Origin of the sequence: Pseudoalteromonas sp., assembly GCF_018402495.1 — a bacterium.
Taxonomy (GTDB): domain Bacteria; phylum Pseudomonadota; class Gammaproteobacteria; order Enterobacterales; family Alteromonadaceae; genus Pseudoalteromonas.
Window position 1 is genome coordinate 443,996 of record NZ_JAGYIU010000001.1, and the last position, 25,142, is coordinate 469,137.

Below are 25,142 nucleotides of genomic sequence, written 5' to 3' on the forward strand. Positions count from 1 at the left end.
AATAATAATCACAAGGTATTGAGTTATAAATTACAAGAGCAACGTAAGTGTTTTAAGCTCTAAACCATACTATTTATTGAGTAGCACTAAATGCATTGTTATTAAAATGGCATTTAGTAGGGATTATTTATAGAACAGCCGTTATGGTACAAGGTAAAATAAAGCTCAGTGGTTAATTATAAATAGGCAGCATTCATTGTTGGATTACACTTTAAAGCGTAGTAAGCGCAGAAAAACAGTGGCTATCAAAGTCGCACAACGTGAGCTTACGGTATATGCGCCCCATTTTGTTACGAAAACACAAATTAATGAATGGCTGTTAAGTAAACAGGACTGGATTGATGCTCAGTTACATAAGCAACAAATTCAAGCCGATACACGACAGTTTCCACTCAAAACCCATAGCATTAAATTATTTAATGAAGCTGTTAATGTGCAATTTGAAAACGCAGCACGCACTCAATGGCAGCAGCACAATGAAAGCCAAACACTGTTACTGAGTATTTCTTCACGTGTGAAGCATCAAACGCAAATGTATCAAAGTTTGCTAGAACAGTTTTTGCATGAGAAATTAGAAAGCTATATTGAAATGCGAGTTAACTACTATTGTCAGCTGATGGGTGAAAAGCTACCGAGTAATATTCGTATTCAATTGTATAAACGTCGCTGGGGTAGTTGTAATCGCAGGCGTGAACTGACCTTCAATTTGCACTTGGCAAGCGCACCGACATGGGTAATTGACTACGTGATTGTTCATGAATTAGCACATTTAAAATATTTAAATCACAGCGCTCAATTTTGGCAACGTGTGGGATTATTTTATTCAGATCATAAACAAGCAAGTAACTGGTTAAACAATCATGGTTTGAGTTTACAATGGGTATTTGAATAAAAAAATAAGGTAGAGAAGAGAAGTGGTGGAGGGAGCTGGATTCGAACCAGCGAAGGCTGAGCCGTCAGATTTACAGTCTGATCCCTTTGGCCGCTCGGGAACCCCTCCACACTAATTGTTATTGCATTTGGCCCCACTTAACTTAGCCTAAGAAAAGTGGTGGAGGGAGCTGGATTCGAACCAGCGAAGGCTGAGCCGTCAGATTTACAGTCTGATCCCTTTGGCCGCTCGGGAACCCCTCCAATGCAACGCGGCAGATAATAGCAAACTTCTTATTTAAGTAAAGAAAAAAGCTAAAGAAAATGCAAATTTAGCCGATAAATACTTATTAATTAATTAAATAGGCTAAAGTCTATGCAGGTTGGTGATTTGTTAATCACGGAGAGCCAGTTAAAAACGAGGCTCAATGAAAGTGTTCACGAAAACCGCCGAGGCGAGTTTGCACTATTATTAGCAATGCTCTCTCACGATGCACTCGATTTTAGTGAATTCCACCTACCCAAAAGTGACACTAAGCATTATCAAGCTGATGAAGATGCCCTGCGTAAACAATTTGGCGCAGGTCCAAAGCAGCCATTAGCGCCAGATACCTTTAATATGTTAGTTGGCAAAAATAACACAGAGCTTTTAGCAAAAATGGGAAGCGCGGTAGGGATGAGTGATATAAAGTTAACTCAGTGCTTAAAGCCTGAGCCATTTAATATTCGTGATGATAAAAACCATATTCCGCTTAACGTAATTGATAACTGTGAATTAGCGGTACGTCGACGAATTCAAAATACCAACACCGAGCTATCAAGCCCTCAAATGGATGCGGTGGCATTTTATGATGATTTACAAAATGAAGCCATCCACCAGCCATTACACTTGTTTAGTGCCTAATTAAATACTGTTTCATACATGCCATTGAGTTGCCCAGAAAAGTGCAATACAAATTCGCAATAACGCTTAATAATTGTTAGGGGCAGATTCGGCGTTAACTGCGTTAAAGCATCTCGTTTACAAGTGCGTTGATGCAGGCGTTAGGGCAACGTAGGAGCGATTACTGAAAACAGCTAAATAACAATATTTTTTCCTTGCTATCGACATTATTTTCATCTCTCAAACTAGCCATTTAATTAAGCGAATGAGTATAGGTAACTATGAGTTTATAGGTGCTTTATTTTAATAACTAATTTAATATAAAAAAAGCATCCAAAATTTAAATGCAATTGCTATAATGGCGCAAATGGTATGACATTAAATGCCATTATCATTAAACCAAGGTAATTAGGAACGTAATGAAGAAAACATTCACGCTGAATCACGAGAAAATCAAATACCCTCGTATGGTTGATGCTGCAAAGCATGAAGTGAAAAAATATTTGAAAAGAGAACGTAATAAAACTTTACCTGTTGATGCCGATTATTGGGCATTCGATTGTAAGTTTGGTAACACAGCAGAAGAAGCCCAAGTGGTTCACGTTGCTGAAATTAACAATCACATCAGTGAAATTGAAAAGCAAGGTTTAACTTCTTTTTACTTAGAGATTTTAGCAAGACCTGCACAGCGTCAAGATTTCGATGAAGATGATGGCGAGTAAAACGCTAATTTGCGTTTAGTGTAGTTTTTGAAAATGGGCCTTGTGGCCCATTTTTTGTAGCCGAAGCTTATACACTATGACATTTTTTGTATTTTTTATTACTGCCACAAGGGCAGGTGTCATTACGTTTTACTTTAATATCGGCAACCGGTGTAATCTCACCATCAAGGTATCGCCATTGTCCATCTTCTTTAATAAATCTTGAATTTTCTGCCAGCTCGCAATACAAGTCTTGATAAAAGTAATGGGCTTTAAATGTTACAAACCCTGCTTTATCATCATAACCAGAATCTAATACGGTTAAGTTTATAAAGCGGCAACTATTTGCAAAGTCTTTAATTTCTGAAATTGAATTTTCAGCTTGTTTTTCTTTTGCGTAACTTTCACGAACAAAAGCCGCGTTTTTAACAGCATAAGCACTGTAGCGCGCACGCATAAGTTGCTCTGGTGTTTGTGGCTGTTTGGTTTTTAAATGAAAAGGCTCGCAGCAATCAGCATAAAGTTGCTGACTGCCACAAAAGCATAGTAGGGCGTTAGAAGTCATGGTAAATGTACTGTGTATTAAAACGCTAGTTTATCAAGCTTATTGCGTAAGTGAAATCTCAGGGTGAGCGCTTTTTTTGCTAAAGCAATACAACTTAGTGCGCGTATGGCTCAAGTTTAATGATAACTGTGACAGTTGTTGGTTATTTATTATGTCAGTCCAGGTGATCACCGCTGCAAAATTACCATTGTGTAATGCAGAGCTTAAAACATATTCTAAATTAACTAAATGCTTTTGACGAATAACCAGTAATTTACAGGTATCAATTGAGCATGAATCAAGTAACGCTTTACTTGGAACGTTGTCGGGCGCAATTAAAAGCGTCCATGCATTTAAACTATTATATTGGTGTAATACTTTTAATAACTCAAATGTTGCGGAAATTTCATCTTCAATTTGTACAACGTTAACACAATCTGATTGGTCATCTTGTTGATAGCTTTTAACTGTTCTTATGGTAATTGGCTGTAGCATAGGTCTCTCACTCACTGGGTTTTTATACAGTACCCGTATACAGTAGTTTATACAGTTGTTTGGTGCAAGTGTTTTTTGCTATTTTTTTGTACAGTTATCCATCTTAAAACGCGATAGTTACTATAAATATATAAATAATCTATATATAACAATGGTTTAATTTTTATTGAAAGTTAATGCCCACAGAATTAATTTTAAGGCTGGGAGCAAATAAATACAGATGAACAGGGGGTATACAGTAGTTTAAATTAATTAAGCGAGCTTGTGTTGAGTGTATAAGCGCTTAATTAATTTACTGATGAAATGAGTTACGCAGTAGTGAGATTATTTTTCGTGACTTAAAGGGATTAAATGTGAAAATTGCAATTGATGAATTTGTTCATACAGGCTTGCGGCGTAGCATTGAGCGTCTTTAAGTCGTTTAGTACTAATATGTTTGCGTATGTCGTTCATTGCCTCTACTGCAGGCTCATACCCTTGGCTACTGGCGAGGCTAAGCCATGCGGCACCATGAAATATACTTTGTGGTACACCTTGTCCTTTGATAAAAAACAGCCCTAAATAAAACTGTGCACGGTGATTTCCTGCCATTGCAGCTAAACGCATCCATTTTGCTGCCAAAGATCCTTGTTCATTTTTAAGATAATAAAGTGCTTTGTTTAATGTGTCTTGCTCTGTGTTTTTAGAGCTTGCAGGGAGGTTTGCATCGCTTGGTTGCGTTACAAAAGAAAGAATATTGTCTAATTGTTGCTCTAAGTCTTGGCCACTGGGTGTCGTTTTGATCATGCTACTTCGTTTGTTATTTTAATCACTTAGCTAGTTTAGTATATAGCAAGGTAAAATGTCCTGTAAAAAGTTATTTTTATGCTAAAATCTCGCCACTTTTTACAACCACAAGTTTATTATGCTCGAAGCCTTATTCAAAATCCGTGCAAATGATTCTTCGGTTCGCCGTGAATGTATTGCTGGTATGACTACATTTATTACGATGGTTTATATCGTATTCGTTAACCCAGCCATGCTTGCAGAAGCGGGTATGGACCAAGGTGCTGCCTTTGTTGCAACGTGTATTGCAGCTGCAATAGGGTGTTTTATTATGGGTTTGTGGGCCAATTATCCACTGGCGTTGGCACCAGGTATGGGATTAAATGCCTTTTTTACTTATGGCGTTGTGTTAGGGATGGGCTATAGCTGGCAAGCCGCGCTGGGTGCGGTGTTTATGTCAGGGTGTATATTTTTAATATTAAGCTTGTTTAAGGTGCGAGAGTGGATCATCAATGCCATTCCTTTGGTGCTCAAACAAGCAATAGCTACTGGTATAGGCGCATTTTTAGCACTTATCGCGCTTAAAAGTGCCGGTATTATTATATCAAGTCCTGCAACACTGGTGCAGTTGGGGGATATCACGTCGCCTGGCCCATTATTGGCTATTTTTAGCTTTTTTATAATAGCTGCGCTGCTTTATCGTGATTTTAAAAGTGGCGTGCTTATTAGTATTTTACTCGTCACTACAATTGCTGTGTCTATGGGGTTAGTGGAGTATCATGGTGTTATTGCTATGCCTCCCTCTATCATGCCGACCTTTATGCAACTGGACTTTAGTGCCGCGTTTGAACTGTCGATGTTGAGTGTTATTTTTGCGTTTTTATTTGTTGATTTGTTTGATACCTCAGGCACGTTAGTTGCGGTAACTCAGAAGGCTGGTTTAGCAGATAAAAACGGTAATATGCCACGCCTTGGAAGAGCATTAAGTGCTGATAGTACAGCAACCATTGCAGGTTCAATGCTCGGTACTTCAACAACTACATCATATATTGAGTCTGTTGCCGGGGTATCTGTTGGTGGTCGAACTGGTTTAACGGCTGTGGTTGTAGGTTGTTGCTTTTTACTGATGATGTTTTTTGCGCCTTTAGCTCAAATGGTACCGGCATACGCAACCGCGGGAGCTATTTTATATGTATCTGTATTGATGCTACAAAACTTAAAGTTTGTAAATTGGGATGACATGACCGATGCAATTCCGGTGAGTGTTGTATTATTAATGACACCGCTGACTTTCTCAATTGCACACGGTATTGCACTTGGTTTTATTTCTTATACGGCGGTAAAAGTGCTGTGTGGCAAAAAAGATCAGGTAAGCATTAGTGTTTGGATTTTAACTGCCTTGTTTATTGTTAAGTTCGCATTTTTATCTTAATGCAGGCAGCTTGTTAGAATATGTATATGTCCTAGTATGTAAACACAAAGTGGGGCAAAATCCTATTCAAAAAAAAGCCCATGCAACTGCATGGGCTTTTTTATTTAGAAAGGAGTTACCATTTCTTTTTAGGTGCAAAGAGTACATCTAAATCGTCTTGTTCTTGTTCGTTCTTCTTCTTCAAGGCACTGGCATTAGATGCTCTCAGTTCTGTACTAATAGCTTCAAGATAACCTTCAACTTCAGCACGTTTTTCACTGATATAATCATCATTAAAAGAAACACTGCTAAGCGTCGCTAGTGCTTTTTCAAAGTACTGTCTTGCAGAGCCAACCATACCCGCAGTTTGTGCCGATAACCCGCGTTTTATTTGACTTTCTATGTTGATCCTTAACTGTAGCTTTTCAAGACGTTTGTCTTCTGCAATAAATACTTGGCTGTCTACTTTCCCTTTATTATGCTCAGAGCGAATGATATTACGAAGTTTTTTAATCCCTTGTATTAAGGATATAAGCTGTTTGTCATTGTTTGGTAAAGCAAAACTTTCAGAGCCATCTTGAATCGGCTGTTCTAATCGTTCTTTTGCTTCTTTTTGGCGGTTTTTTAGTCCATTGTTACCGTTTGAAATTGGTACCATATTACTGATTGCATCATGAATTCGTCGTTGCAATACGCGTTGAACTGCCTCTGAAAGTGGAATGTTAGCACTATTCATTAATGCTTCTTCGGTTTCTTCGATTATCGCTTTATGTTTAGCTAACTCTTTGCGTCGCTCAGCTTCTTGTTTTTCTTTGTGCTGTTGAACAGCACTTACCCACAATGCAATGATGATAAGCGCAACAATTAATATAATTATAATGGAAACTATCATGTTATAATTCTCAAATTCTTAACCTTCTTGTCTAATCTTACATTAAATATACAAGGGTAGGGAAACTTTGGGCTGATTATCTAAAAAAACTATTACTACAAAGCATTTAAATCTTAATATGTTATGCTTCAGTTGCTGATAATCATTGCTACCTCAACCTTATTTAATATGCTAACCTAAAATTTCAATAAATTAATTGTTACATTGTGTAACTTTAATCAGCCTTTTATATAATTGCCTGTTAATTATAGGGTGCGCTTTTATCTGTCAATGTGAATTATAACGAAACTACATAGCCATGAAATTACAACAACTTAGATATATCGTAGAAGTTCAAAATCATAAATTAAATGTTTCAGCTACGGCTGAGAGTCTATTTACCTCCCAACCTGGTATTTCTAAGCAAGTACGTATGTTAGAAGATGAGCTCGGTGTACAAATTTTTGGCCGCAGTGGTAAGCATTTAACTCATGTTACAAGCGCTGGTGAGGAGATCATTAATATATCGCGAGAAATACTCTCAAAGGTAGAAGGTATTAAAGCGGTCGCCAATGAACATACTTTACCAGATCAAGGTAAGCTTAATATTGCCACTACGCATACCCAAGCACGGTATGCGTTGCCGAGCGTCATTAAAGGATTTACTCAAAAATACCCTGCGGTATCATTGCATATGCACCAAGGCACGCCTCAGCAAATATCGGATGCAGCCGCCCGCGGTGATGCTGACTTTGCCATTGCCACAGAGGCGCTTCATTTATATTCAGATTTAGTGATGCTGCCTTGTTACCACTGGAATCGCAGTATTGTGGTTGCTAAAGACCATCCGCTTGCGGAAAAAATAGATAATTTAACCGTGGCTGACATAGCTCAATATCCACTGATCACTTATGTGTTTGGTTTTACAGGCCGTTCAGAGCTCGATAAGGCATTTAATGCTTACGGTCTTGAGCCGCATATTGTATTTACTGCTACCGATGCCGATGTCATCAAAACATATGTGCGCTTGGGGTTAGGTGTCGGTGTGGTTGCATCTATGGCAATTGATCAGGTAAACGACAGCGACTTAGTGTGTATAGATGCTAGCCATTTATTTGAGGCGAGCACGACTAAAATTGGCTTTAGAAAGGGTAGTTTTTTACGTACCTACATGTATGACTTTATCGAACGTTTTGCACCGCATTTAACTAAAGAGCGAGTAGAGCGAGCAAGTTTGCTGCGTAATCAAGAAGATGTTGATAAGTTATTTGCTGATATTGAACTTCCAGTAAAATAACGGCCATAAACAGCAATGAAAAAGCCGCTTAGTTTTGCAACTAAGCGGCTTTTTTTGTTTGCCCAGCGAAGCTGGCAAACCCGATAGGCTGAAAGATGCCTTATCACCCTGACTAAGGGGAAGATAATCTGAATGGCAAGGGCGTCACTGGCCAACGGTGGGGTCTGAAGGAAGCCATAAGAAGTTAGAGGTACACAACTAACCGTAACCTGTTTCGGCAGTATTGGTGGGTCAGCGTGCAAAATAGCGCAACGCCCTATACTTAGTCAGACCAATGCTGTGTTTGAGGGTGGGATTTCTAACAGGGAGCCAGAGCAGTAACTGGGGAAGCCTGGCATCTAAACTTAGTGTAAATAAGTGGCCTAAACTCAAGGGGAAACCCAAGGTTTAACGTCGGTGTGAGGTGGCAGATGAACCCGTAGTAGTGAATAAGGCTAGGCCGATGAAAGCCAGTAATGGTGTGGAGGACAAAACCAAGCCGACTATCAGCAGAATGTCTGATAGGGTCAATTTCAATCAAAAGTTTTAATTGATTGCGAAGGGGGGAAGTATTCTTTAAGTGTATGAAAATCAGGAATATCGGCGTATAGGCTCACATGTATTTCGACGGAAATAGGCAAAAGATGACGGCTAAGCAGGAATGTGGACGCTGAGAATTGAAGGCCGAGCACGGGAGTAATGACTGACCACTTAGGCAGATTGCCATTCGGCTAGCACACCTAATGTCATCATGAAGAACCCGACTATACATCAATGTGAAACGACAGACATACCGCAAGCAAAGGCAATTGATGACAGTTTACTACAGCTTGTATGGGCAATTATTAGATATTAATAACCTGTACAAGGGATTCAAAAAAGTGAAAGCAGCGAAAGGAGCAGCCGGAATCGATGGGCAGTCCATAGCCGCGTTCACCTTGAATTTAGAAGAAAACTTGAAACAACTGCAACGTGAACTGCACACCAAGCAGTATCGCGCGCAGCCAGTCAAACGGATAGAAATACCGAAAGACGATGGCGGCGTGAGATTGCTGGGTATACCAACAGTTCGCGACCGCATAGTACAACAGACACTATTGAACATTCTCCAGCCGATCTTCGACATCGACTTTCACCCATCAAGCTATGGGTACAGGCCGACACGAAGCTGCCATGATGCCATCAGTAAAGCGACGGTATTTATTCGTAAATATCACCGTGAGTGGGTGGTTGATATGGATCTGTCGAAGTGCTTTGACCTACTTGATCACGATTTGATTATTAGCAGCGTCAAACGCAAAGTGACAGACGGTAGCATTTTAAAGCTGCTCAATCAGTTCTTAAAAAGTGGGGTAATGATAGGCAATAACTGGGAAGCGAGTGAGCAAGGAAGTCCACAAGGTGGGGTTATCAGTCCATTGTTGGCGAATATCTACCTAGATGCGTTTGATCAAGAAATGAAAAAGCGACATCACAGAATAGTGAGGTACGCCGACGACATTTTGATCTTATGCTGCACAGAAAAAGCAGCCAAGAATGCACTCACTGTAGCAACCCATCTACTTGAAAAAGACTTGAAGTTAACAGTCAACCAAAAGAAAACCCATATAGCGCATAGCAGTGAAGGGGTAAAGTTTTTGGGAGTGGAGATAGGCAGTAATTGGACGCGGATCCAAGGGTCAAAACTCAAAGGCTTCAAACAAAAAGTTAAACGATTAACAAAACGAAATAGCGGCATGAACTTAGTTGAAGTAATAAAAAGACTAAACCCAGTGGTGCGTGGTTTTGTAAATTATTTCAGTATAGCCAATTGTAAACGGGTGCTAGAGGTGTTGGCGAGGTGGGTGAGACGACGATTAAGGGCAATTCAGTTAAGGTTGTGGAAAAATCCAGCGAGGTTGCATAAACGACTAAAACAATTAGGGAAAAAGCCGCCATTTAAGTTCATCAAAATGAACTCATGGCGAAACTCTCTAAGTCCATTATCGAGTGTAGCGATGCCAAACCAATGGTTTGAAGAGCAAGGTTTATATTCAATGGAAAAAGTAAGTACAGGGTGGCTTGCTCAATCGGCGTTTAGAAAATAAGCCGAAGGGATAAAAGAATACAGGAGCCGTATACGAGGCCCGTACGTACGGTTCTGTGAGAGGGATGAGGCAAAAGCCTCACCCTACTCGATGTGCTATGTAATTAACCTGAACTGTGGATAATAAATCCATCTCAAGCAGCTATTTTCAGCGCTAATAACGTTGAATTTACTTGCAATAGGCTAGCTATTGACGCGTAATTTCGCCTTGTTTTCACTACAAATCTCTAGCTAGAGAAAATAAACATAAATATCATTTTGATTCAATATGTTAGTAAATCTCTTAACCAGAGTTCAGGTTAATTAACACTCGATAATATTTACGGCTAGTCCACCGCGAGCGGTTTCTTTGTATTTTGTTTTCATATCGTTACCCGTATCGAGCATGGTTTTTATTACTTTATCCAGCGATACTTTTTGCTCACCACTACCGCGAATAGCAAGGCGCGACGCATTAATTGCTTTAATAGCGCCCATTGCATTACGTTCAATACATGGCACTTGCACTAAGCCGCCAACAGGGTCACAGGTTAACCCTAAGTTATGTTCCATACCAATTTCAGCGGCATTTTCTACGTGTACAACGTTACCACCAACAATTTCTGTTAGTGCGCCTGCAGCCATTGAGCAGGCAACCCCCACTTCCCCTTGGCAACCTACTTCGGCACCAGAAATAGAGGCATTCTTTTTATATAAAATACCTATTGCAGCGGCAGTTAATAAGTAGCGGGTAGCAATATCGCGGTCAACTTCTTTAATAAAAGTATGATAATACATTAATACTGCAGGTAAAATTCCGGCTGCGCCATTTGTGGGTGCAGTTACCACACGTCCTCCTGCTGCATTTTCTTCGTTTACAGCTAATGCGAATAAATCAACCCAGTCCATGGCGCGCAGCGGATCGTTACTAACTTCTACGCTCAGCTTTAAATATAAGCTTGGCGCACGGCGTTTTACTTTTAATCCGCCAGGTAAAATACCTTCGGTGCGCATACCTCGTTCAATACAGGCTTTCATTACTTGCCAAATATTAAATAGCTCATCTTTAATGGCTTCTTCACTGCGTAGCGTTTTTTCGTTTTTCATCATTAACGTTGATACGCTGTAACCCGATTCTTTACACATTTCGAGTAATTCTTTAGCCGACCCAAATGGGAACGGGGCAGGGTTTTCTTCACGTATATCTAAAGCGGCTTGTTTTTCTTTTTCAAACTCTTCATCAGTAACAATAAATCCGCCACCAATAGAGTAGTAAACTTTGCTATATACTTTTTCGCCGTTGTTATAAGCAATAATTTCCATTGCGTTAGAATGTTTAGGCAATGTTTTTCTGCGGTGAAAAACAATCGCGCCTTGTTTGGGGAATTTAGCTTTATGAGTTTGGTTTAGGTAAATAACCTGTTCTTTTTCAATTTTAGCGAGTATGTCATCCACTAAATCGGCATCAATGGTTTCAGGATCATACCCTGCTAAGCCAAGTATCACTGCTTTACCAGAGCCGTGGCCAACACCTGTTTGGCCAAGCGAGCCGTAAAGCTCTACTTTTACATCGGTCACATTTGCTAATAGTTGTTGCTCTTTTAGGTCATTAACAAATAAGCGTGATGCACGCATTGGGCCAACGGTATGTGACGATGAAGGGCCAATACCAATGCTAAACATATCAAATGCACTGATCATAATGTGTGTCTCTACTTAGTTTTCTCAGCAATAAGCTGCTGTTTGAACGGTCGGCTATAATAACGCGGAAACGCAGGTGTGTAACCCTTATTAGTAAAGATTTAAACTGGTATGGCGAGTTGTTTTGTAAAGTTTTTAATAATGCTGGCTGTGGCTCCCCACAAAAGCCCATGCGGGGTGATAAAGCCATTTAAGGTAATGATTTTTCCACCTCGTTCAAAGGGCAAAGGTTGCCAGTTAGCCTCGTTATTCAGCGCTTTTATAGAGAGTAAAAAGCTAGCTTGCACTTCGTTGTGGTCGTTTTCCCACACTGTTTCTTTTTTAATTAAGCCTACAAAAGGGCGTATAGTGAAGCCAGTGAGGGTAGAATATTCAGGTAACTGACCTAACACTTGGACATTTTGCGGGGCAATATTAAGCTCTTCATGTAATTCACGCAGTGCGGTGTTGCGCAGGTTAACATCATCAATTTCAAACTTACCACCCGGTAAACAAATCTCCCCTGGATGGTGATGTAAATAAGTTGGTCGCTTACACAATAAAATATGTGCTTTGTTGTCTATATCAATCAATGGCAGCATTACTGCGCTTGCGCGCTTTTTTTTATTATCTTTGAGTTGATCAACGGCTAAACTGCGGTTTAATTGAAAACGAGCCGAAATGGTTTCACTATTCAAAGCGACCTTCATTTAATATAGGAAGTATTTTATTTACTTTATCGTAAGTTTCTTGATATTCCAATTCGACTTTTGAATCAGCAACGATGCCACCGCCAGCCCAACAATGTATTTGTTGTTTATGTGTGATTAAAGTTCGAATGGTTATACTGGTGTCCATATTACCGCAACCGCTAATGTAACCAATAGAGCCACAATAAATGCTGCGCCTATGTGGTTCTAGCTCCTCTATTATTTCCATGGCACGTACTTTTGGTGCACCTGTAATTGAACCACCAGGAAACGCAGCTTCCAGTTGATCAACCGCTGTTTTTCCCTCATCAAGGATTGAGGTGACCGTACTTACTAAATGGTGTACTGCCGGAAAACTTTCAATTGCAAATAACGAGGGCACTATAACGGAGCCTGGTTTAGCAACTTTTCCTAAATCATTTCTAAGCAGATCAACAATCATCACATTTTCAGCGCGGTCTTTGCTGGAATTTGCCAGTAAGGTCGCTTGTTTTGTATCCTCAAGCGCATCTGCTTTGCGAGGTAAAGTGCCTTTAATCGGTTTTGTTTCTACTTTGTTGTTGTGTACTGCAATAAAACGCTCGGGTGAAATTGATAAAATAGCGCCCTGAGGATGATTAATAAAACTAGAAAAAGGCGCTTTATTAGCCTGAGTTAACTTTACATAGGCCATCCAAGGAGAGCCTTGGTAATGCGCGCTAAAACGCTGCGCTAAGTTAATTTGGTAACAATCACCGCTTTTTAAGTACGCTTCAATGGCGGCAAACTTTTCGCTATAGCTAGTCTGACTCATATTTGACTGCCACGGCGAGGTAAGCGAAAAGCTTTCGTGTTTAGTTGGTTGCGCTAAATATTGCTCATACAGCCAAAGGCGATCTACATTGGGCTGTGAAACATAAAACCACGTGCGAAGTTGTTTATCGTAAATCAGTGCATCGAGGTAAAGTCCAACCGCCATTTGCGGTAAATCAATGTCGTGTAAAGCGCTGCTTGGTAGTTGCTCTATAGTACGGCCTAAATCATAGCCAAAATAACCCAGCCAGCCACCATTAAAAGGTAAGTTGTTGGCGGCTTTAGTGCTGTCTAACTTTGCCAGTTCATTATTCATTATTTCAAAGCAGCTTTTTATGTTGGGCTGGTCATTAAAAACGCTTTGATTATTGTCGACTTCAAGGGTGCTCTGGGGGTCAATCGCAATAATGTCAAAACGACTGTTTATATGATCACTATCACCCGAATCCAATAAAATGGCGTAAGGTAAATGAGCAAAATGCGAAAATACCTCAATACAATTTTGCGATATGGCTAATTCAACACAATTTTTTTTATTGTTTAGCATTTACTACCCCTATAAGAACTGGCTCCAAAACGGCTGGGAGGGTATCATAAGTCAAATTTATTTGGCAGCGTTTAGTGAGCGCTGTAGTTGAAAACAGTTCGAACCACCGTCACGGGTTTGATATCGCTTACGTGCTGCGTGAGTAACAACAACTTAAGGAACCACTATGAGTACAATTCGTCAGCAAGACTTTATTGATAGCATTGAAGATGCCTTGCAATACATCTCGTTTTACCATCCTCTTGATTTTGTTCAAGCACTAGAGAAAGCGTATAACAAAGAACAAAGTAAAGCTGCTAAAGATGCGATTGCGCAAATTTTAATTAACTCGCGTATGTCGGCAGAAGGTAAGCGTCCACTGTGTCAAGATACCGGGATCATCACTTGTTTCGTAAAAGTAGGTATGGATGTTAATTGGGATAAAACCGACTTAACAGTACAACAAATGGTTGATGAGGGAACGCGTCGTGCGTACTTAAATCCAGATAACCCTTTACGTGCATCGATTGTTGCAGATCCTGCGGGAACACGTAAAAACACTAAAGATAATACGCCATCAGTGGTTCACATTGACTTAGTTGCAGGCGATAAAGTCGAAGTGATGGTCGCTGCTAAGGGCGGCGGCTCAGAAAACAAAAGTAAAATGGTGATGTTAAACCCATCTGACGATGTAGCTGAGTGGGTAGAAAAAACGCTACCGACTATGGGTGCCGGTTGGTGTCCACCAGGCATGCTAGGTATAGGTATTGGCGGCACAGCAGAAAAAGCAGCGGTAATGGCTAAAGAGTCATTAATGGATCCGGTTGATATTCATGAACTTATTGAGCGCGGTGCAGAAACAACAGAAGAAAAACTGCGTTTAGAAATTTTTGAACGTGCGAATAAATTAGGTATTGGTGCGCAAGGCCTTGGTGGTTTAACCACGGTTGTTGATATTAAAATTAAAACAGCGCCTACTCACGCAGCGTCAAAGCCAGTGGTTATGATCCCAAATTGTGCTGCTACGCGCCACGTTCACTTTACCCTTGACGGTTCAGGCCCAGCGAATTTAAAAGCCCCTAAACTAGAAGATTGGCCAGAAGTAACCTTCGAAGTCGGTGAGGGTACGCGCCGTGTTAATTTAGATACCCTTACCAAAGAAGACACTAAAGAATGGAAAATGGGTGAAACCGTTTTACTCTCAGGTACTATTTTAACAGGGCGAGATGCTGCTCATAAACGTCTTCAGGATATGATCAATTCAGGGGAAGGTTTACCTGAAGGTGTTGATTTTGATAACAAGTTTATTTATTACGTTGGCCCTGTGGATGCAGTAGGCGATGAAGCGGTAGGCCCAGCGGGTCCAACAACGGCAACACGCATGGATAAATTTACCGACATGATGTTAGAAAAAACCGGCATTGTGGGAATGATTGGTAAAGCTGAACGCGGCCCTGCAACGGTTGAGTCTATTAAAAAGCATCAATCAGTGTATTTAATGGCTGTAGGCGGTGCGGCTTACTTAGTCTCTAAAGCAATTAAAAAAGCACGTGTTGTTGCCTTTGAAGATTTAGGTATGGAAGCTATCTATGAATTTGAAGTAGAAGATATGCCAGTAACAGTTGCCGTAGACAGTGAAGGAGCAAATGCTCACACGCAAGGCCCTGCTATTTGGAAAGCAAAAATAGAAGAGCTAGACAGCAAATTGAAGTAATACCAGTCTGATTGGATATGGGATCTATTTTAACGATAGGAAAATTACTCTATAACTAGGCAAAATTTTTGATATCTATTTGTTCTAAATAAAAATTTTAACAACGTTATAGGGTGATTTAATTCGTTAAATTGTTCAATTATTTATGCAGGTTGGTATAAACCTTTTACTTAAAAAGCAATCATATTAGCGAGCACTGTGTGGTCGCTTTTTATTTTCAGCCCCTAAACCACCTACTTCAGTAGGTGGTTATCATCAAATAGGCTTTGCCTGTAAAAAGTACTCATGTTAATTCCTAGGTTGATTTTTAGCGAAGTCACAAAAGGAAAAAACATGAGTAGATACGAGAAAGCATCGCATGTGTATTGGCGATGTCAATATCATATAGTTTGGACACCGAAATATAGATTTAGGATCCTTAAAAACAAAGTAGGCAGGGATGTATACAGATGCATTCAGGTCTATTGTGAACAGCTTGGGTGCAAAGTTGTTGAGCTGAATGTACAAATAGATCACGTACACTTAGTAGTAAAAGTGCCACCAAAGCTGTCAATTTCAAAATTAATGGGGGCATTGAAAGGTAAAATAGCGTTAAAAATGTTTAGTAAATATCCGTACTTAAGAAAGAATAAGTTATGGGGTAATCATTTTTGGCAGCGAGGGTATTTTGTTGACACGGTAGGCATAAATGAAGAAGTAATACGGAGATATGTCAGGCATCAGCAGAAAGAAGAGAGACAAGAGCAAGCTCAGTTAACACTGGAGTAAACAACGCCCCCTTTTAGGGGGCTAATTCAAAGCCACCTTCTTTAGAAGGTGGATCTTTTACTTGTTTATGAGTGGTTAGTTTGATTATTAAGCAGTTAAAAGCGCAATGTTAAAAAGGCCTTGCACCAAGCAAGTGTATTTCATACTATAGCGCGCTGTTGCAACGCAACATTGTGGAGAGATGGCTGAGTGGCTGAAGGCGCACGCCTGGAAAGTGTGTTTAGGTTAATCCCTAACGAGGGTTCGAATCCCTCTCTCTCCACCATTATTCAATATTAAGACGCCTCAAGGCGTCTTTTTTGTGCCTGTAATAAATATAAATCACTATTGCCCACCCCCCGCCAATATCATTAACGTAGGTCGGATAAGCCAAAGCGCCATCCGACGATGTTGGATAAACTTAAAATAAAAACCATGAGATTTTTAATTTTTTATTAGCTAATTCATAGGGTTTAAACAAGTTTCATTAATTATGTAATTTATGTACTATAAGAAATTCTTCCATAAAGGGACAATTAATGAAGAATGTACTACTAATAGTTACCGGTGCAAGCCCGCAAGTGCTAACCGAAACGCTTTTTGCACTTCACCTGCAGGGTAAGCCTATGCCTGAAGATGTTTTTGTTATTACTACAAAAAGCACCAAGGCTATGCTTACTTATGGGCTATTTACGCAAGGTCACTTAGCTAAATTAATAGCAGACTATGAGCTGCCTGCTATAAGCCTTAAAGATGAAAACATATGGCTTATAGAAGACGATAAAGGCCAACCTATTAATGATGCTAAATCTGAAATAGAACAAACCTACATGGCCGACTTTATCACCCGCAAAGTATTTGAACTAACGAATCAACCCAATATTAGCATTCATGCATCAATTGCCGGTGGTCGTAAAACCATGGCATTTTATTTAGGTTATGCAATGTCGTTACTAGGTCGTGAGCAAGATTCACTTAGCCACGTATTTGTTAACGACGAATTTGAATTTGTAAAAGACTTTTACTATCCAACGCCTTACAGCCAAGTTATTAACGGTAAAAACGGCACTCAAGTAGATTGTATTAATGCAGAGGTAACGCTGGCTGAAATCCCATTTGTACGGATGCGCCAATCAATCGACGAAACCCTCATTGCTAATATGCAAAGTGCCTCGTTTAGCCAAACAGTGGCCAGTTTAAATGCTGCACATAAAAAAGAGTTAACCCTAGAGGTAAACGCAAAAGCAAAAACACTCACCTTTGCAGGTATCGACATTAAACTTACCGCCAAAGAATGCGCCTTTTATTTATGGCTAAACCAATACAGCCAAAGTGAACAAGCAGCATTGATAGTGGGCCGTGATTTTGAAGAAACATTGCGCTACAGCACAGAATATTTAACGCTTTTACAGCAAAATAGCAGCGATTTACGTGTTTTTCGTGATACATTTGCAATAGAGCCAGAAGATTTTAGAGATGGCCTACACAGCACGTTAAAATGTATGGAAAAAACCTTTGTGCAACAAACACGTAGTCGCATAAACAATAAAATAAACAAAGTGTTACCAAATGAACTGGCCTCTAAAATAGAGATCAGCTCTAATAAACAAGGCATTACAACGCACTATGCATTGAGTGCACAAAAACATAACATAAAAATAAATATAACGGCTTAAACTTCACAAGCTTGTAAACGCATAAAAATAAATAAGTTTGGTAAATTAGTTGATAAGGAAGTAACTGAGAATGAAGCAATCAATGAACTTTGAACACATAAAGCAACAATGGCCAGAGTTACACCAACTTGCCGCCTTTGCAGAAGGCTATGCTATTAGCGATCCACAAAGCTCATTGGTAAAATTACGTTGCTTTGCAGAAAAAGTAGTAGGGTATTTATATACCGAATTACGTTTACCTGTTTTACCCACTTCTAATATTTTCGATAAACTCACAGCCGACGACTTTACCAGTGCCGTTCCGCGTTTAATAACCGATAAGCTTCACGCCATACGTAAAAGTGGTAATCAAGCAGCCCACGAAGGCAAAGTTGATCAACAACAAGCTATTTGGATATTAAAAGAAAGCTACTTTGTAGCCTCGTACTTATTTATGGCTTATGCCAATGGCACACAACAAGAATGCCCCGAGTTTAAAGCGCCTGAGCAAACACAGCCCACTAATCAAAGTGATGCCGAGTTTGCAAAAAAGAACAAGCAACTCACCAAACAACTAGCCGAGAACCAAGCCCGTTTAAAACGCGCACTTGACGAACTAGAAGCCGCAGAGCTTGCGCAAAAACAAGCCCAGCAGCACGCTGCAAAACTAAAACAAACTATTGATGCTGAAAAGCTGACTCTGGTTAAAACTCGAAATGAGCAAATTGTTAACTCAAGTTTTAATTTTAACGAAGACGAAACCCGTAAACGCATTATCGATTTAGATTTACGTAATGCAGGTTGGAATGTAGCACTTGACGACGAATCAACAGAAGACGTAGGCAAAGAAGTAAAAGTAACAGATCAACCTACAACAACAGGTGTAGGTTATGTTGATTACGTTTTATGGGATGACGACGGCAAACCACTTGCGATAATAGAAGCAAAACGCGCCCGTGAAAACATCGAAAAAGGTCGCCAGCAAGCAACGCTTTATGCCAACGCGCTCGAAAAACAATATGACCAACGCCCCATTATTTTTTATTCAAATGGCTGGGATATAAAAATCTTAGATGATGCCCAAGGCTATAATAGCCGTGGCTTATACGGTTACTATTCAAAAGATTCTCTGCAGTACTTAATCAAGCAGCGCACGCTTAAAAAAGATCTAAACACTACGCCGATTGATACAAATGTAGCAGGGCGCTTGTATCAAATGGAAACCATAACCCGGGTGTGTGAGCGCTTTAGCGACAAACACCGCAAAGCCCTTATTGTACAAGCCACCGGTACAGGTAAAACGCGGGTATCAATTGCCCTTGCCAAGCGCCTGCTTGATGCCGGCTGGGCGAAGCGCGTACTGTTTTTATGTGACCGAAAAGAGCTGCGTAAACAAGCAGGTAACGCCTTTACCGAATTCACCAAAGAGCCCGTACACATTGTAGGCAAAAGCGCTAAAAACACCGCAGCCAGTGCGCGGGTCTTTATCGCCACTTACCCAGGCATGCTGCGCATAATGAACACGTACGACGTAGGCTACTTTGACCTAATAGTAGCTGATGAATCACATCGTTCAATTTACAATATTTATGGCGATATTTTTAAATACTTTGACGCACTCGAAGTCGGCTTAACCGCCACACCGGTTGAAATGGTATCGCGCTCAACCTGTGATTTATTTGGGTGTGACTACAAATTACCCACAGCCAACTACCCACTTGAAGACGCCATAGAGCAAGGCAACTTAGTGCCTTACAAAATTGTAAGTTACACCACACAGTTTTTACGCGAAGGCATTAAAAAAGACAACCTAACCGATGAGCAAATAGCCCAACTAGAAGAGCAAGGCATTGATCCGAACGAGCTCGACTTTGACGCAAAACAAATAGACGAAGCCATTAAAAATAAAGACACCAACAGGCTAATACTACGCAATTTAATGGAAAAAGGCCTGCGCGATAAAGACGGACAGCTCCCAGGTAAAACAATCATATTTGCTCGTAACATAGCCCACGCCGAATTAATGGCGCAGTTATTTAGCGAGCTATACCCGCAACACGGTGCTAATTTTTGTCGCGTTATTCACTCAAAGTACGAACGCGCTGAAGAGCTAATAGACGACTTTAAATCAAGCGACGAAAACAGCGTACGCATAGCCGTATCGGTCGATATGCTCGACACCGGCATCGACGTCCCCGAGTGCGTAAACCTGGTATTTGCCAAACCCATAAAATCAAAAGTAAAGTTTTGGCAAATGATTGGCCGAGGCACACGCCTATGCGAAAACCTCTATGGCCCAGGGCAGCACAAAACCCACTTTTTAATATTCGACCACTGGGCAAACTTTGAATACTTTGACGAAAACCCAGAAGAAGAAGACGTAAAACAAGCTAAATCATTACTGCAAAAACTATTTGAAGCGCGGGTAACCCTTGCACAAATCGCGCTTAAAAAAGCCAATTTGGATGTATTTGATCAAACAATTAAATTAATTCACGATGATATTTGCTTACTGCCAATGGAGTCAATATCGGTGCGCGACAACTGGCAAGTAGTCGAAACTTACAAAAATCTAAAACGTCTTGATAAATTTGCACTACAGGTCGTGAGCGATCTGCTCGAAAAAATCGCACCACTTATGCAATGGCGTAACATAATGGGGCAAAGTGAAGCGTATAAATTTGATTTTGAGCTAACCACCATTCAAACTTTGTTATTAACCGATTCGTCGCAAATCGATTTAGCCAAACAAAGCGTTATAAACAAAGTAGAATCGTTACAAATGCACTTAAACGAAGTGCGCGCAAAAGCGCCAGCAATAGCCGAAATACAAACACAGCAATATTGGCAGTACTTAACCCATGCAGCGCTTGAACAAAGCCGCACTAATTTACGCAGTATTATACACCTGCGTAATAAAGACATAACGCCGCCGCCAATACCGTTTGTGCTCGACATAAAAGAAGACGCAAACCAAATACGCGAAACCGACAGACCCACTAAAATAGTCTCTATTGATTATCAAATATATCGCCAAGAGGTAGAAAAAACACTCACCCCGTTATTTGAAACCGATAGCGTGCTGCAAAAAATTCGCAACGGCGAACAAGTAACCGAAGCCGATTTAGCGCAATTAAGCTCGTTAGTGCATACGCAAAACCCAAATGTAGATTTAAACACCTTAAAAGAGTTTTTTCCCGAATCAACCGCGAGCTTAGACAAAATATTGCGTACCATAGTCGGTATGGATAAAAACGCCATAGAGCAGAGCTTTACAACCTTTGTGCAGCAAATACACACCCATGTAAATGCCAAACAACAGCGCTTTATTGGTATGTTAAAAAACCACTTGATTCGCCACGGCGCAATCGAAATAGCCCAGCTTTACGAGGCACCTTTTACCCAAATACACGACATGGGGCTCGATGGCGTATTTAGCCAACAACAAGCCGACGTAATAGAGCAATTTATTAAACAGTTTGACGTAAAACTAGGCAATAAAAATCAATCTGTTGAAAAAGAGCTGAGGCTGTAAATGGCTAATCAAGTAGAAATTTATCAATCTGATGATGGTGCATTACAATTATCAGTTTCATTAAAGAACGAGTCAGTATGGCTTACTCAAGCAGATATGGCTGTACTGTTTGATAAAAACAAACGTACAGTGTCTGAACATATTCGTAATATTTTCAAAGATGAAGAGTTAATAGAAGAGGCAGTTGTCCGGAATTTCCGGACAACTGCCTCAGATGGTAAAAGTTATACAGTAAGCCATTATAATCTCGACGTTATTATTTCTGTGGGTTATCGCGTTAAATCTAAAAATGGGGTGCGCTTTCGCCAGTGGGCAACTAAAACATTAAAGCAGCACTTATTAAAAGGCTACACCTTAAATCAAGAGCGATTAGCGCAAAATGCAACAGAGTTAGATAACGCATTACAACTTGTTAAACGTATTGCTGTTTTGCCACAAAATAGTGAGTTTGGTGCAGGGCTTGTCGATATAATTGCCAGTTACACGCAAACCTTTTTATGGCTACAACAGTACGACGAGGGGCTACTTAATTCCCCTAAAGGTGAATTAGGCGGGTCACTTACACCACTTGATGATGCAAAAATCGATATTTGGGGGGCATTATATCAAACCGTATTCGGTGAACCTGCCTACCCAAGCATAGAAAGTAAAGCGGCTCATTTATTATATTTTGCTGTTAAAAACCAACCGTTTAGTGATGGTAATAAACGACACAGGCTTAGCGGCCATTACTTTATTAGTCGCAGAGTCAAACCCAAAAGAAAAAGACACCATTATTCGCTTAATTGAAAATTTATTAAGCCAAAATTAAATAGCACAAAACGTAGGTCGGATAAGCGAAGCGCCATCCGACGATGTCGGATAAGGCAAAGCGCCATCCGACGATGTCGGATAAGGCAAAGCGCCATCCGACGATGTCGGATAAGGCGAAGCGCTATCCGACGATGTTGGATAAGGCGAAGCGCCAGCCGACGATGTCGGATAAGGCAAAGCGTCATCCGAGGATGTTGGATAAGTGAAGCGCCATTCGACGATGTTGGATAAGGCAAAGCGTCATCCGACACCATGATATAAAATTTAACCAATACAACGAGCGTAATAAAGCGCTCATACTAGGAAAACTATGATCACCGGACCTTTAAAAAGTAAAATCGACAAACTATGGGAAGAATTTTGGACAGGCGGCATCACCAACCCGCTAACTGTAGTAGAACAAATTACCTTTTTAATGTACGCCCGTATGCTCGACATGAACGAGCAAGCCGACGAAAAACGCAGCGCTCGCACAAACAAGCCATTTAACCGCCGCTTTAACGACGCCGAACAACATATTCGTTGGCAAAACCTGCGCCATTTAGGGGCAGAAGAGTTATACAAACGGGTTAAAGACGAGCTGTTTCCGTATTTTTCAAAAACCTCAGACGACGTATCGCCAGAAGGCGCGATATTTAACGAGTTTATGAAAGACACACAATTGATGATCCAAAAGCAAAGCTTATTGGTAAAAGCGGTTGAAATGGTAAACGACCTCCCGCTTGAAAACGCCGACACCAAAGGCGATTTGTACGAATATTTATTAAGTAAACTCACCACCGCCGGCATTAACGGCCAATTTAGAACCCCGCGCCACATTATACGCGCCATGGTTGAAATGATGGATCCCGATGTCACCAGTCAAATTTGCGACCCATCAACCGGCACTGGCGGCTTTTTATCGGTAAGTTACGAATACCTGTTACAAAAATATACCTCACCTGAGGGCATCGACCGCGAGCCAATGCTCGATGTAAATGGCAATATACAGCTTGATGACAGCGGTAAACCGCTCGAAAACTTACTGTATTCAGGCGATTTAATTACCCCAGAGCAGCGCAGCCATATAGATACAAACATGTTCAACGGCTTTGACTTTGACGCCACCATGCTACGCGTAGCTGCCATGAACTTAGTAATGCACGGCATTAAACAACCGGGCATTCATTATCAAGATACCCTAAGCCAAAATTTTAAAGAGCACTACCCGCAAAAGGCCAAAGAAGGGTACGACATAATACTCGCCAACCCGCCATTTAAAGGCAGCCTAGACGAAGAAGACGTATGCCCCGAGTTATTACGTAAAGTAAAAACGAAGAAAACCGAGCTGCTGTTTGTCGCCCTGATTGAGCGCATGCTAAAAGTAGGCGGCCAATCGGCAACCATCGTGCCCGACGGCGTACTCTTTGGCTCATCAAAAGCGCACGTACAACTGCGCCAAATGCTGGTGGATAACAACCAGCTAGAGGCGGTTATATCCTTGCCAAGTGGTGTATTTAAACCCTACGCTGGCGTTTCAACCGCTATACTCATATTCACCAAAGGCGGCAGCACCGATAACGTATGGTTTTACGACGTGCAAGCCGACGGTTTTAGCTTAGATGACAAACGCACGCCAATAAAAGCCAACGACTTACCCGACCTAATAGCACAGTACAAACAATACGTAGGTCGGAAAAGCGCCGCAGGTGCGCCTTGCGACGAAAAGCCCGACGAAAAGCTTTCCGACAAAAAAGCGACCCAAACAAATGCGTCAGCCGAAAAAAACGCATTAAATACATGGCAAGACAAAACCCAAAAAGCGTTTCTCGTCAGTAAAGATGAAATCATCGCTAATAAGTATGATCTTTCAATCAACCGCTACAAAGAAGTGGTATACGAAGAAGAAACGTACGAACCGCCAAAAGAGATTTTAAGTAAATTAGTGGATTTGGAGAATGAAATCTTGGCTGATTTGAAAGAGCTGGAGGGCATGTTGTGAGTTGGCCTTTAGTTAAGTTGGGTGAAGTAGTCACGATAAAAGGTGGTGGAACACCAAGTAAAAAAATAGAGGGCTATTGGAATGGAAATATTCCATGGGCTTCTGTAAAAGATTTAAAAAGCAACAAAATATCTAAAACTGTAGATACAATCACTGAATTGGGTGTAAATAATTCTGCTACCAATATTATCCCTGCAGGAACTATTCTGACTGCAACAAGAATGGCTCTGGGTAAGTTTACAATTAACACTGTAGATATGGCGATTAACCAGGATCTTAAGGCATTATTTATTAATGATGAGGCGAAAGTTGATCGTGACTTTTTAATTCGTTTCTTAGAGTCTAAGTCTCAATTTATTGATTCAGAAGGTAAAGGGGCAACAGTAAAAGGAATCACATTAGATTTTTTGAAAAGTTTAGAAATCCCCTTACCACCACTGAACGAGCAAAAACGCATAGCCGCGATTTTAGATAAAGCCGACGCCATCCGCCGCAAACGCCAACAAGCCATCCAACTCGCCGACGACTTCCTCCGCAGCGTATTCCTAGACATGTTCGGTGATCCGGTTACAAATCCTAAGGGATGGGAAGTTAAATCGTGGAAAGATGTATTAAGTATTGTTAATGGAAAAAATCAAAAAGCAGTATTATCAAAAAATGGTGCATACCCAATCATGGGCTCCGGCGGAGAAATGGGACGAGCATCAGATTATTTAACACCGCAGAATAGTGTGATTATTGGACGTAAAGGTAATATAAACAAACCGATTCTAGTTAAAGAAAACTTTTGGAATGTGGATACAGCATTTGGTTTAGTACCTGAACCATCAATGCTATCATTTAATTATTTATATTGGTTTTGTAAGTTTTTCGATTTTGAACGATTAAATAAAGCAGTAACGATCCCGAGTTTAACTAAAGTCGATTTATTGCAAATCTCTATTCCACTGCCAGATATTTCTAAGCAAATTAGCTTCGATAAGATAGTAAATAAAATAGAGTTAATTATTAGTAAAAATATTCATTCATCGCAAAGCACTAATGATATTTTTAACTCACTAAGCCAAAAAGCCTTTGCTGGTGAACTATAACGCTATTTATAAAAATA

The 25,142-nt window shown here is 40.5% G+C and carries 20 protein-coding genes and 3 tRNA genes; 14 read left to right on the forward strand and 9 right to left on the reverse strand.

All coding sequences use genetic code 11. The annotated features are described in order from the left end of the window. Nucleotides 1-199 precede the first annotated feature (199 nt). Complete coding sequence (locus KG708_RS02125) at nt 200-892, forward strand: SprT family zinc-dependent metalloprotease (protein WP_213608466.1); 693 nt, start codon at nt 200-202, stop codon at nt 890-892. Nucleotides 893-915: 23 nt separating this feature from the next. Here KG708_RS02125 and KG708_RS02130 read toward each other — a convergent pair. Together KG708_RS02130 and KG708_RS02135 are read right to left on the reverse strand one after the other, a co-directional pair. Continuing rightward, nucleotides 916-1,000, reverse strand: a tRNA-Tyr gene (locus KG708_RS02130). A 49-nt stretch (nt 1,001-1,049) separates the two neighbouring features. Continuing rightward, nucleotides 1,050-1,134: transfer RNA gene (locus tag KG708_RS02135), tRNA-Tyr, on the reverse strand. A gap of 112 nt (nt 1,135-1,246) precedes the next feature. On the opposite strand from KG708_RS02135, the gene KG708_RS02140 reads away from it, so the two are divergent. Beyond that, the gene (locus KG708_RS02140) at nt 1,247-1,774 is read left to right on the forward strand and encodes a VC2046/SO_2500 family protein (RefSeq protein WP_213607875.1); all 528 of its coding nucleotides are present in this window, start codon (nt 1,247-1,249) and stop codon (nt 1,772-1,774) included. Between the two features lie 398 nt (nt 1,775-2,172). Beyond that, entirely contained in the window at nt 2,173-2,475 is a 303-nt protein-coding gene (locus KG708_RS02145) for a DUF6172 family protein (RefSeq protein ID WP_008113037.1), read from the forward strand. Nucleotides 2,476-2,542: 67 nt separating this feature from the next. On the opposite strand, the gene KG708_RS02150 is transcribed toward KG708_RS02145, so the two are convergent. The 3 genes from KG708_RS02150 to KG708_RS02160 all read right to left on the reverse strand — a co-directional run bounded on the left by KG708_RS02150 (nt 2,543) and on the right by KG708_RS02160 (nt 4,279). Further along, nucleotides 2,543-3,019, reverse strand: coding sequence for a YchJ family protein (locus KG708_RS02150; protein ID WP_213607876.1), 477 nt, complete (start codon nt 3,017-3,019; stop codon nt 2,543-2,545). Nucleotides 3,020-3,058: 39 nt separating this feature from the next. Continuing rightward, nucleotides 3,059-3,493: a SulA-like leucine-rich domain-containing protein gene (locus KG708_RS02155; RefSeq protein ID WP_213607877.1), complete on the reverse strand. Its 435-nt coding sequence runs from the start codon at nt 3,491-3,493 to the stop codon at nt 3,059-3,061. Nucleotides 3,494-3,817: 324 nt separating this feature from the next. After that, nucleotides 3,818-4,279 carry an SEL1-like repeat protein gene (locus KG708_RS02160; protein WP_213607878.1) on the reverse strand — a complete coding sequence of 154 codons (462 nt, stop codon included), beginning with the start codon at nt 4,277-4,279 and terminating at the stop codon, nt 3,818-3,820. A gap of 118 nt (nt 4,280-4,397) precedes the next feature. Here KG708_RS02160 and KG708_RS02165 point away from each other — a divergent pair, with 118 nt between their 5' ends. Further along, on the forward strand, nt 4,398-5,690 hold the full coding sequence (locus KG708_RS02165) for an NCS2 family permease (RefSeq protein ID WP_213607879.1): 1,293 nt from the start codon (nt 4,398-4,400) through the stop codon (nt 5,688-5,690). A 115-nt stretch (nt 5,691-5,805) separates the two neighbouring features. Here KG708_RS02165 and KG708_RS02170 read toward each other — a convergent pair whose 3' ends face one another. After that, a complete protein-coding gene (locus KG708_RS02170) occupies nt 5,806-6,561 on the reverse strand; it encodes a hypothetical protein (protein WP_213607880.1) in 756 nt (251 codons plus the stop codon). A 298-nt stretch (nt 6,562-6,859) separates the two neighbouring features. Here KG708_RS02170 and cysB point away from each other — a divergent pair, with 298 nt between their 5' ends. Then, nucleotides 6,860-7,837, forward strand: coding sequence for an HTH-type transcriptional regulator CysB (cysB, locus tag KG708_RS02175; protein WP_213607881.1), 978 nt, complete (start codon nt 6,860-6,862; stop codon nt 7,835-7,837). 791 nt (nt 7,838-8,628) lie between these two features. Continuing rightward, complete coding sequence (ltrA, locus tag KG708_RS02180; RefSeq protein ID WP_213607882.1) at nt 8,629-9,903, forward strand: group II intron reverse transcriptase/maturase; 1,275 nt, start codon at nt 8,629-8,631, stop codon at nt 9,901-9,903. 302 nt (nt 9,904-10,205) lie between these two features. Here the strand turns inward: ltrA and KG708_RS02185 are convergent, their stop codons facing one another. The 3 genes from KG708_RS02185 to pabB all read right to left on the reverse strand — a co-directional run bounded on the left by KG708_RS02185 (nt 10,206) and on the right by pabB (nt 13,610). After that, nucleotides 10,206-11,582, reverse strand: coding sequence for an L-serine ammonia-lyase (locus KG708_RS02185; protein ID WP_213607883.1), 1,377 nt, complete (start codon nt 11,580-11,582; stop codon nt 10,206-10,208). A gap of 101 nt (nt 11,583-11,683) precedes the next feature. After that, complete coding sequence (locus KG708_RS02190; RefSeq protein WP_213607884.1) at nt 11,684-12,259, reverse strand: CoA pyrophosphatase; 576 nt, start codon at nt 12,257-12,259, stop codon at nt 11,684-11,686. Next, nucleotides 12,252-13,610 (reverse strand): aminodeoxychorismate synthase component I, encoded by a 1,359-nt coding sequence (gene pabB, locus KG708_RS02195; protein ID WP_213607885.1) that lies wholly within the window; start codon nt 13,608-13,610, stop codon nt 12,252-12,254. Before pabB ends, KG708_RS02190 begins: the two co-directional genes overlap by 8 nt. Nucleotides 13,611-13,776: 166 nt before the next feature. On the opposite strand from pabB, the gene KG708_RS02200 reads away from it, so the two are divergent. The 8 genes from KG708_RS02200 to KG708_RS17775 all read left to right on the forward strand — a co-directional run bounded on the left by KG708_RS02200 (nt 13,777) and on the right by KG708_RS17775 (nt 25,125). Next, complete coding sequence (locus tag KG708_RS02200) at nt 13,777-15,303, forward strand: fumarate hydratase (RefSeq protein ID WP_213607886.1); 1,527 nt, start codon at nt 13,777-13,779, stop codon at nt 15,301-15,303. A gap of 333 nt (nt 15,304-15,636) precedes the next feature. After that, a complete protein-coding gene (tnpA, locus tag KG708_RS02205) occupies nt 15,637-16,071 on the forward strand; it encodes an IS200/IS605 family transposase (protein ID WP_087532237.1) in 435 nt (144 codons plus the stop codon). 175 nt (nt 16,072-16,246) lie between these two features. Further along, a tRNA-Ser gene (locus KG708_RS02210) sits at nt 16,247-16,336 on the forward strand. Nucleotides 16,337-16,589: 253 nt separating this feature from the next. Beyond that, nucleotides 16,590-17,726 (forward strand): CRISPR-associated ring nuclease Csm6, encoded by a 1,137-nt coding sequence (gene csm6 / locus KG708_RS02215; protein WP_213607888.1) that lies wholly within the window; start codon nt 16,590-16,592, stop codon nt 17,724-17,726. Nucleotides 17,727-17,796: 70 nt separating this feature from the next. Next, complete coding sequence (locus KG708_RS02220) at nt 17,797-21,240, forward strand: DEAD/DEAH box helicase family protein (protein WP_213607889.1); 3,444 nt, start codon at nt 17,797-17,799, stop codon at nt 21,238-21,240. Then, nucleotides 21,241-22,029, forward strand: a complete 789-nt coding sequence (locus KG708_RS02225) for a virulence protein RhuM/Fic/DOC family protein (RefSeq protein ID WP_301002946.1) — start codon at nt 21,241-21,243, stop codon at nt 22,027-22,029. Nucleotides 22,030-22,363: 334 nt separating this feature from the next. Then, a complete protein-coding gene (locus KG708_RS02230; protein ID WP_213607891.1) occupies nt 22,364-24,034 on the forward strand; it encodes a class I SAM-dependent DNA methyltransferase in 1,671 nt (556 codons plus the stop codon). Beyond that, nucleotides 24,031-25,125: a restriction endonuclease subunit S gene (locus tag KG708_RS17775; RefSeq protein WP_213607893.1), complete on the forward strand. Its 1,095-nt coding sequence runs from the start codon at nt 24,031-24,033 to the stop codon at nt 25,123-25,125. The genes KG708_RS02230 and KG708_RS17775 overlap by 4 nt, the downstream gene beginning before the upstream one ends. Nucleotides 25,126-25,142: the final 17 nt, after the last annotated feature.

Bases quoted from the DNA above. Each gene is read 5' to 3' on its own strand.
- KG708_RS02140 (WP_213607875.1), top strand. From the start codon at position 1,247: ATGCAGGTTGGTGATTTGTTAATCACGGAGAGCCAGTTAAAAACGAGG.
- KG708_RS02145 (WP_008113037.1), top strand. From the start codon at position 2,173: ATGAAGAAAACATTCACGCTGAATCACGAGAAAATCAAATACCCTCGT.
- KG708_RS02150 (WP_213607876.1), bottom strand. From the start codon at position 3,019: ATGACTTCTAACGCCCTACTATGCTTTTGTGGCAGTCAGCAACTTTAT.
- KG708_RS02155 (WP_213607877.1), bottom strand. From the start codon at position 3,493: ATGCTACAGCCAATTACCATAAGAACAGTTAAAAGCTATCAACAAGAT.
- KG708_RS02160 (WP_213607878.1), bottom strand. From the start codon at position 4,279: ATGATCAAAACGACACCCAGTGGCCAAGACTTAGAGCAACAATTAGAC.
- KG708_RS02165 (WP_213607879.1), top strand. From the start codon at position 4,398: ATGCTCGAAGCCTTATTCAAAATCCGTGCAAATGATTCTTCGGTTCGC.
- KG708_RS02170 (WP_213607880.1), bottom strand. From the start codon at position 6,561: ATGATAGTTTCCATTATAATTATATTAATTGTTGCGCTTATCATCATT.
- cysB (WP_213607881.1), top strand. From the start codon at position 6,860: ATGAAATTACAACAACTTAGATATATCGTAGAAGTTCAAAATCATAAA.
- ltrA (WP_213607882.1), top strand. From the start codon at position 8,629: ATGACAGTTTACTACAGCTTGTATGGGCAATTATTAGATATTAATAAC.
- KG708_RS02185 (WP_213607883.1), bottom strand. From the start codon at position 11,582: ATGATCAGTGCATTTGATATGTTTAGCATTGGTATTGGCCCTTCATCG.
- pabB (WP_213607885.1), bottom strand. From the start codon at position 13,610: ATGCTAAACAATAAAAAAAATTGTGTTGAATTAGCCATATCGCAAAAT.
- KG708_RS02200 (WP_213607886.1), top strand. From the start codon at position 13,777: ATGAGTACAATTCGTCAGCAAGACTTTATTGATAGCATTGAAGATGCC.
- tnpA (WP_087532237.1), top strand. From the start codon at position 15,637: ATGAGTAGATACGAGAAAGCATCGCATGTGTATTGGCGATGTCAATAT.
- csm6 (WP_213607888.1), top strand. From the start codon at position 16,590: ATGAAGAATGTACTACTAATAGTTACCGGTGCAAGCCCGCAAGTGCTA.
- KG708_RS02220 (WP_213607889.1), top strand. From the start codon at position 17,797: ATGAAGCAATCAATGAACTTTGAACACATAAAGCAACAATGGCCAGAG.
- KG708_RS02225 (WP_301002946.1), top strand. From the start codon at position 21,241: ATGGCTAATCAAGTAGAAATTTATCAATCTGATGATGGTGCATTACAA.
- KG708_RS02230 (WP_213607891.1), top strand. From the start codon at position 22,364: ATGATCACCGGACCTTTAAAAAGTAAAATCGACAAACTATGGGAAGAA.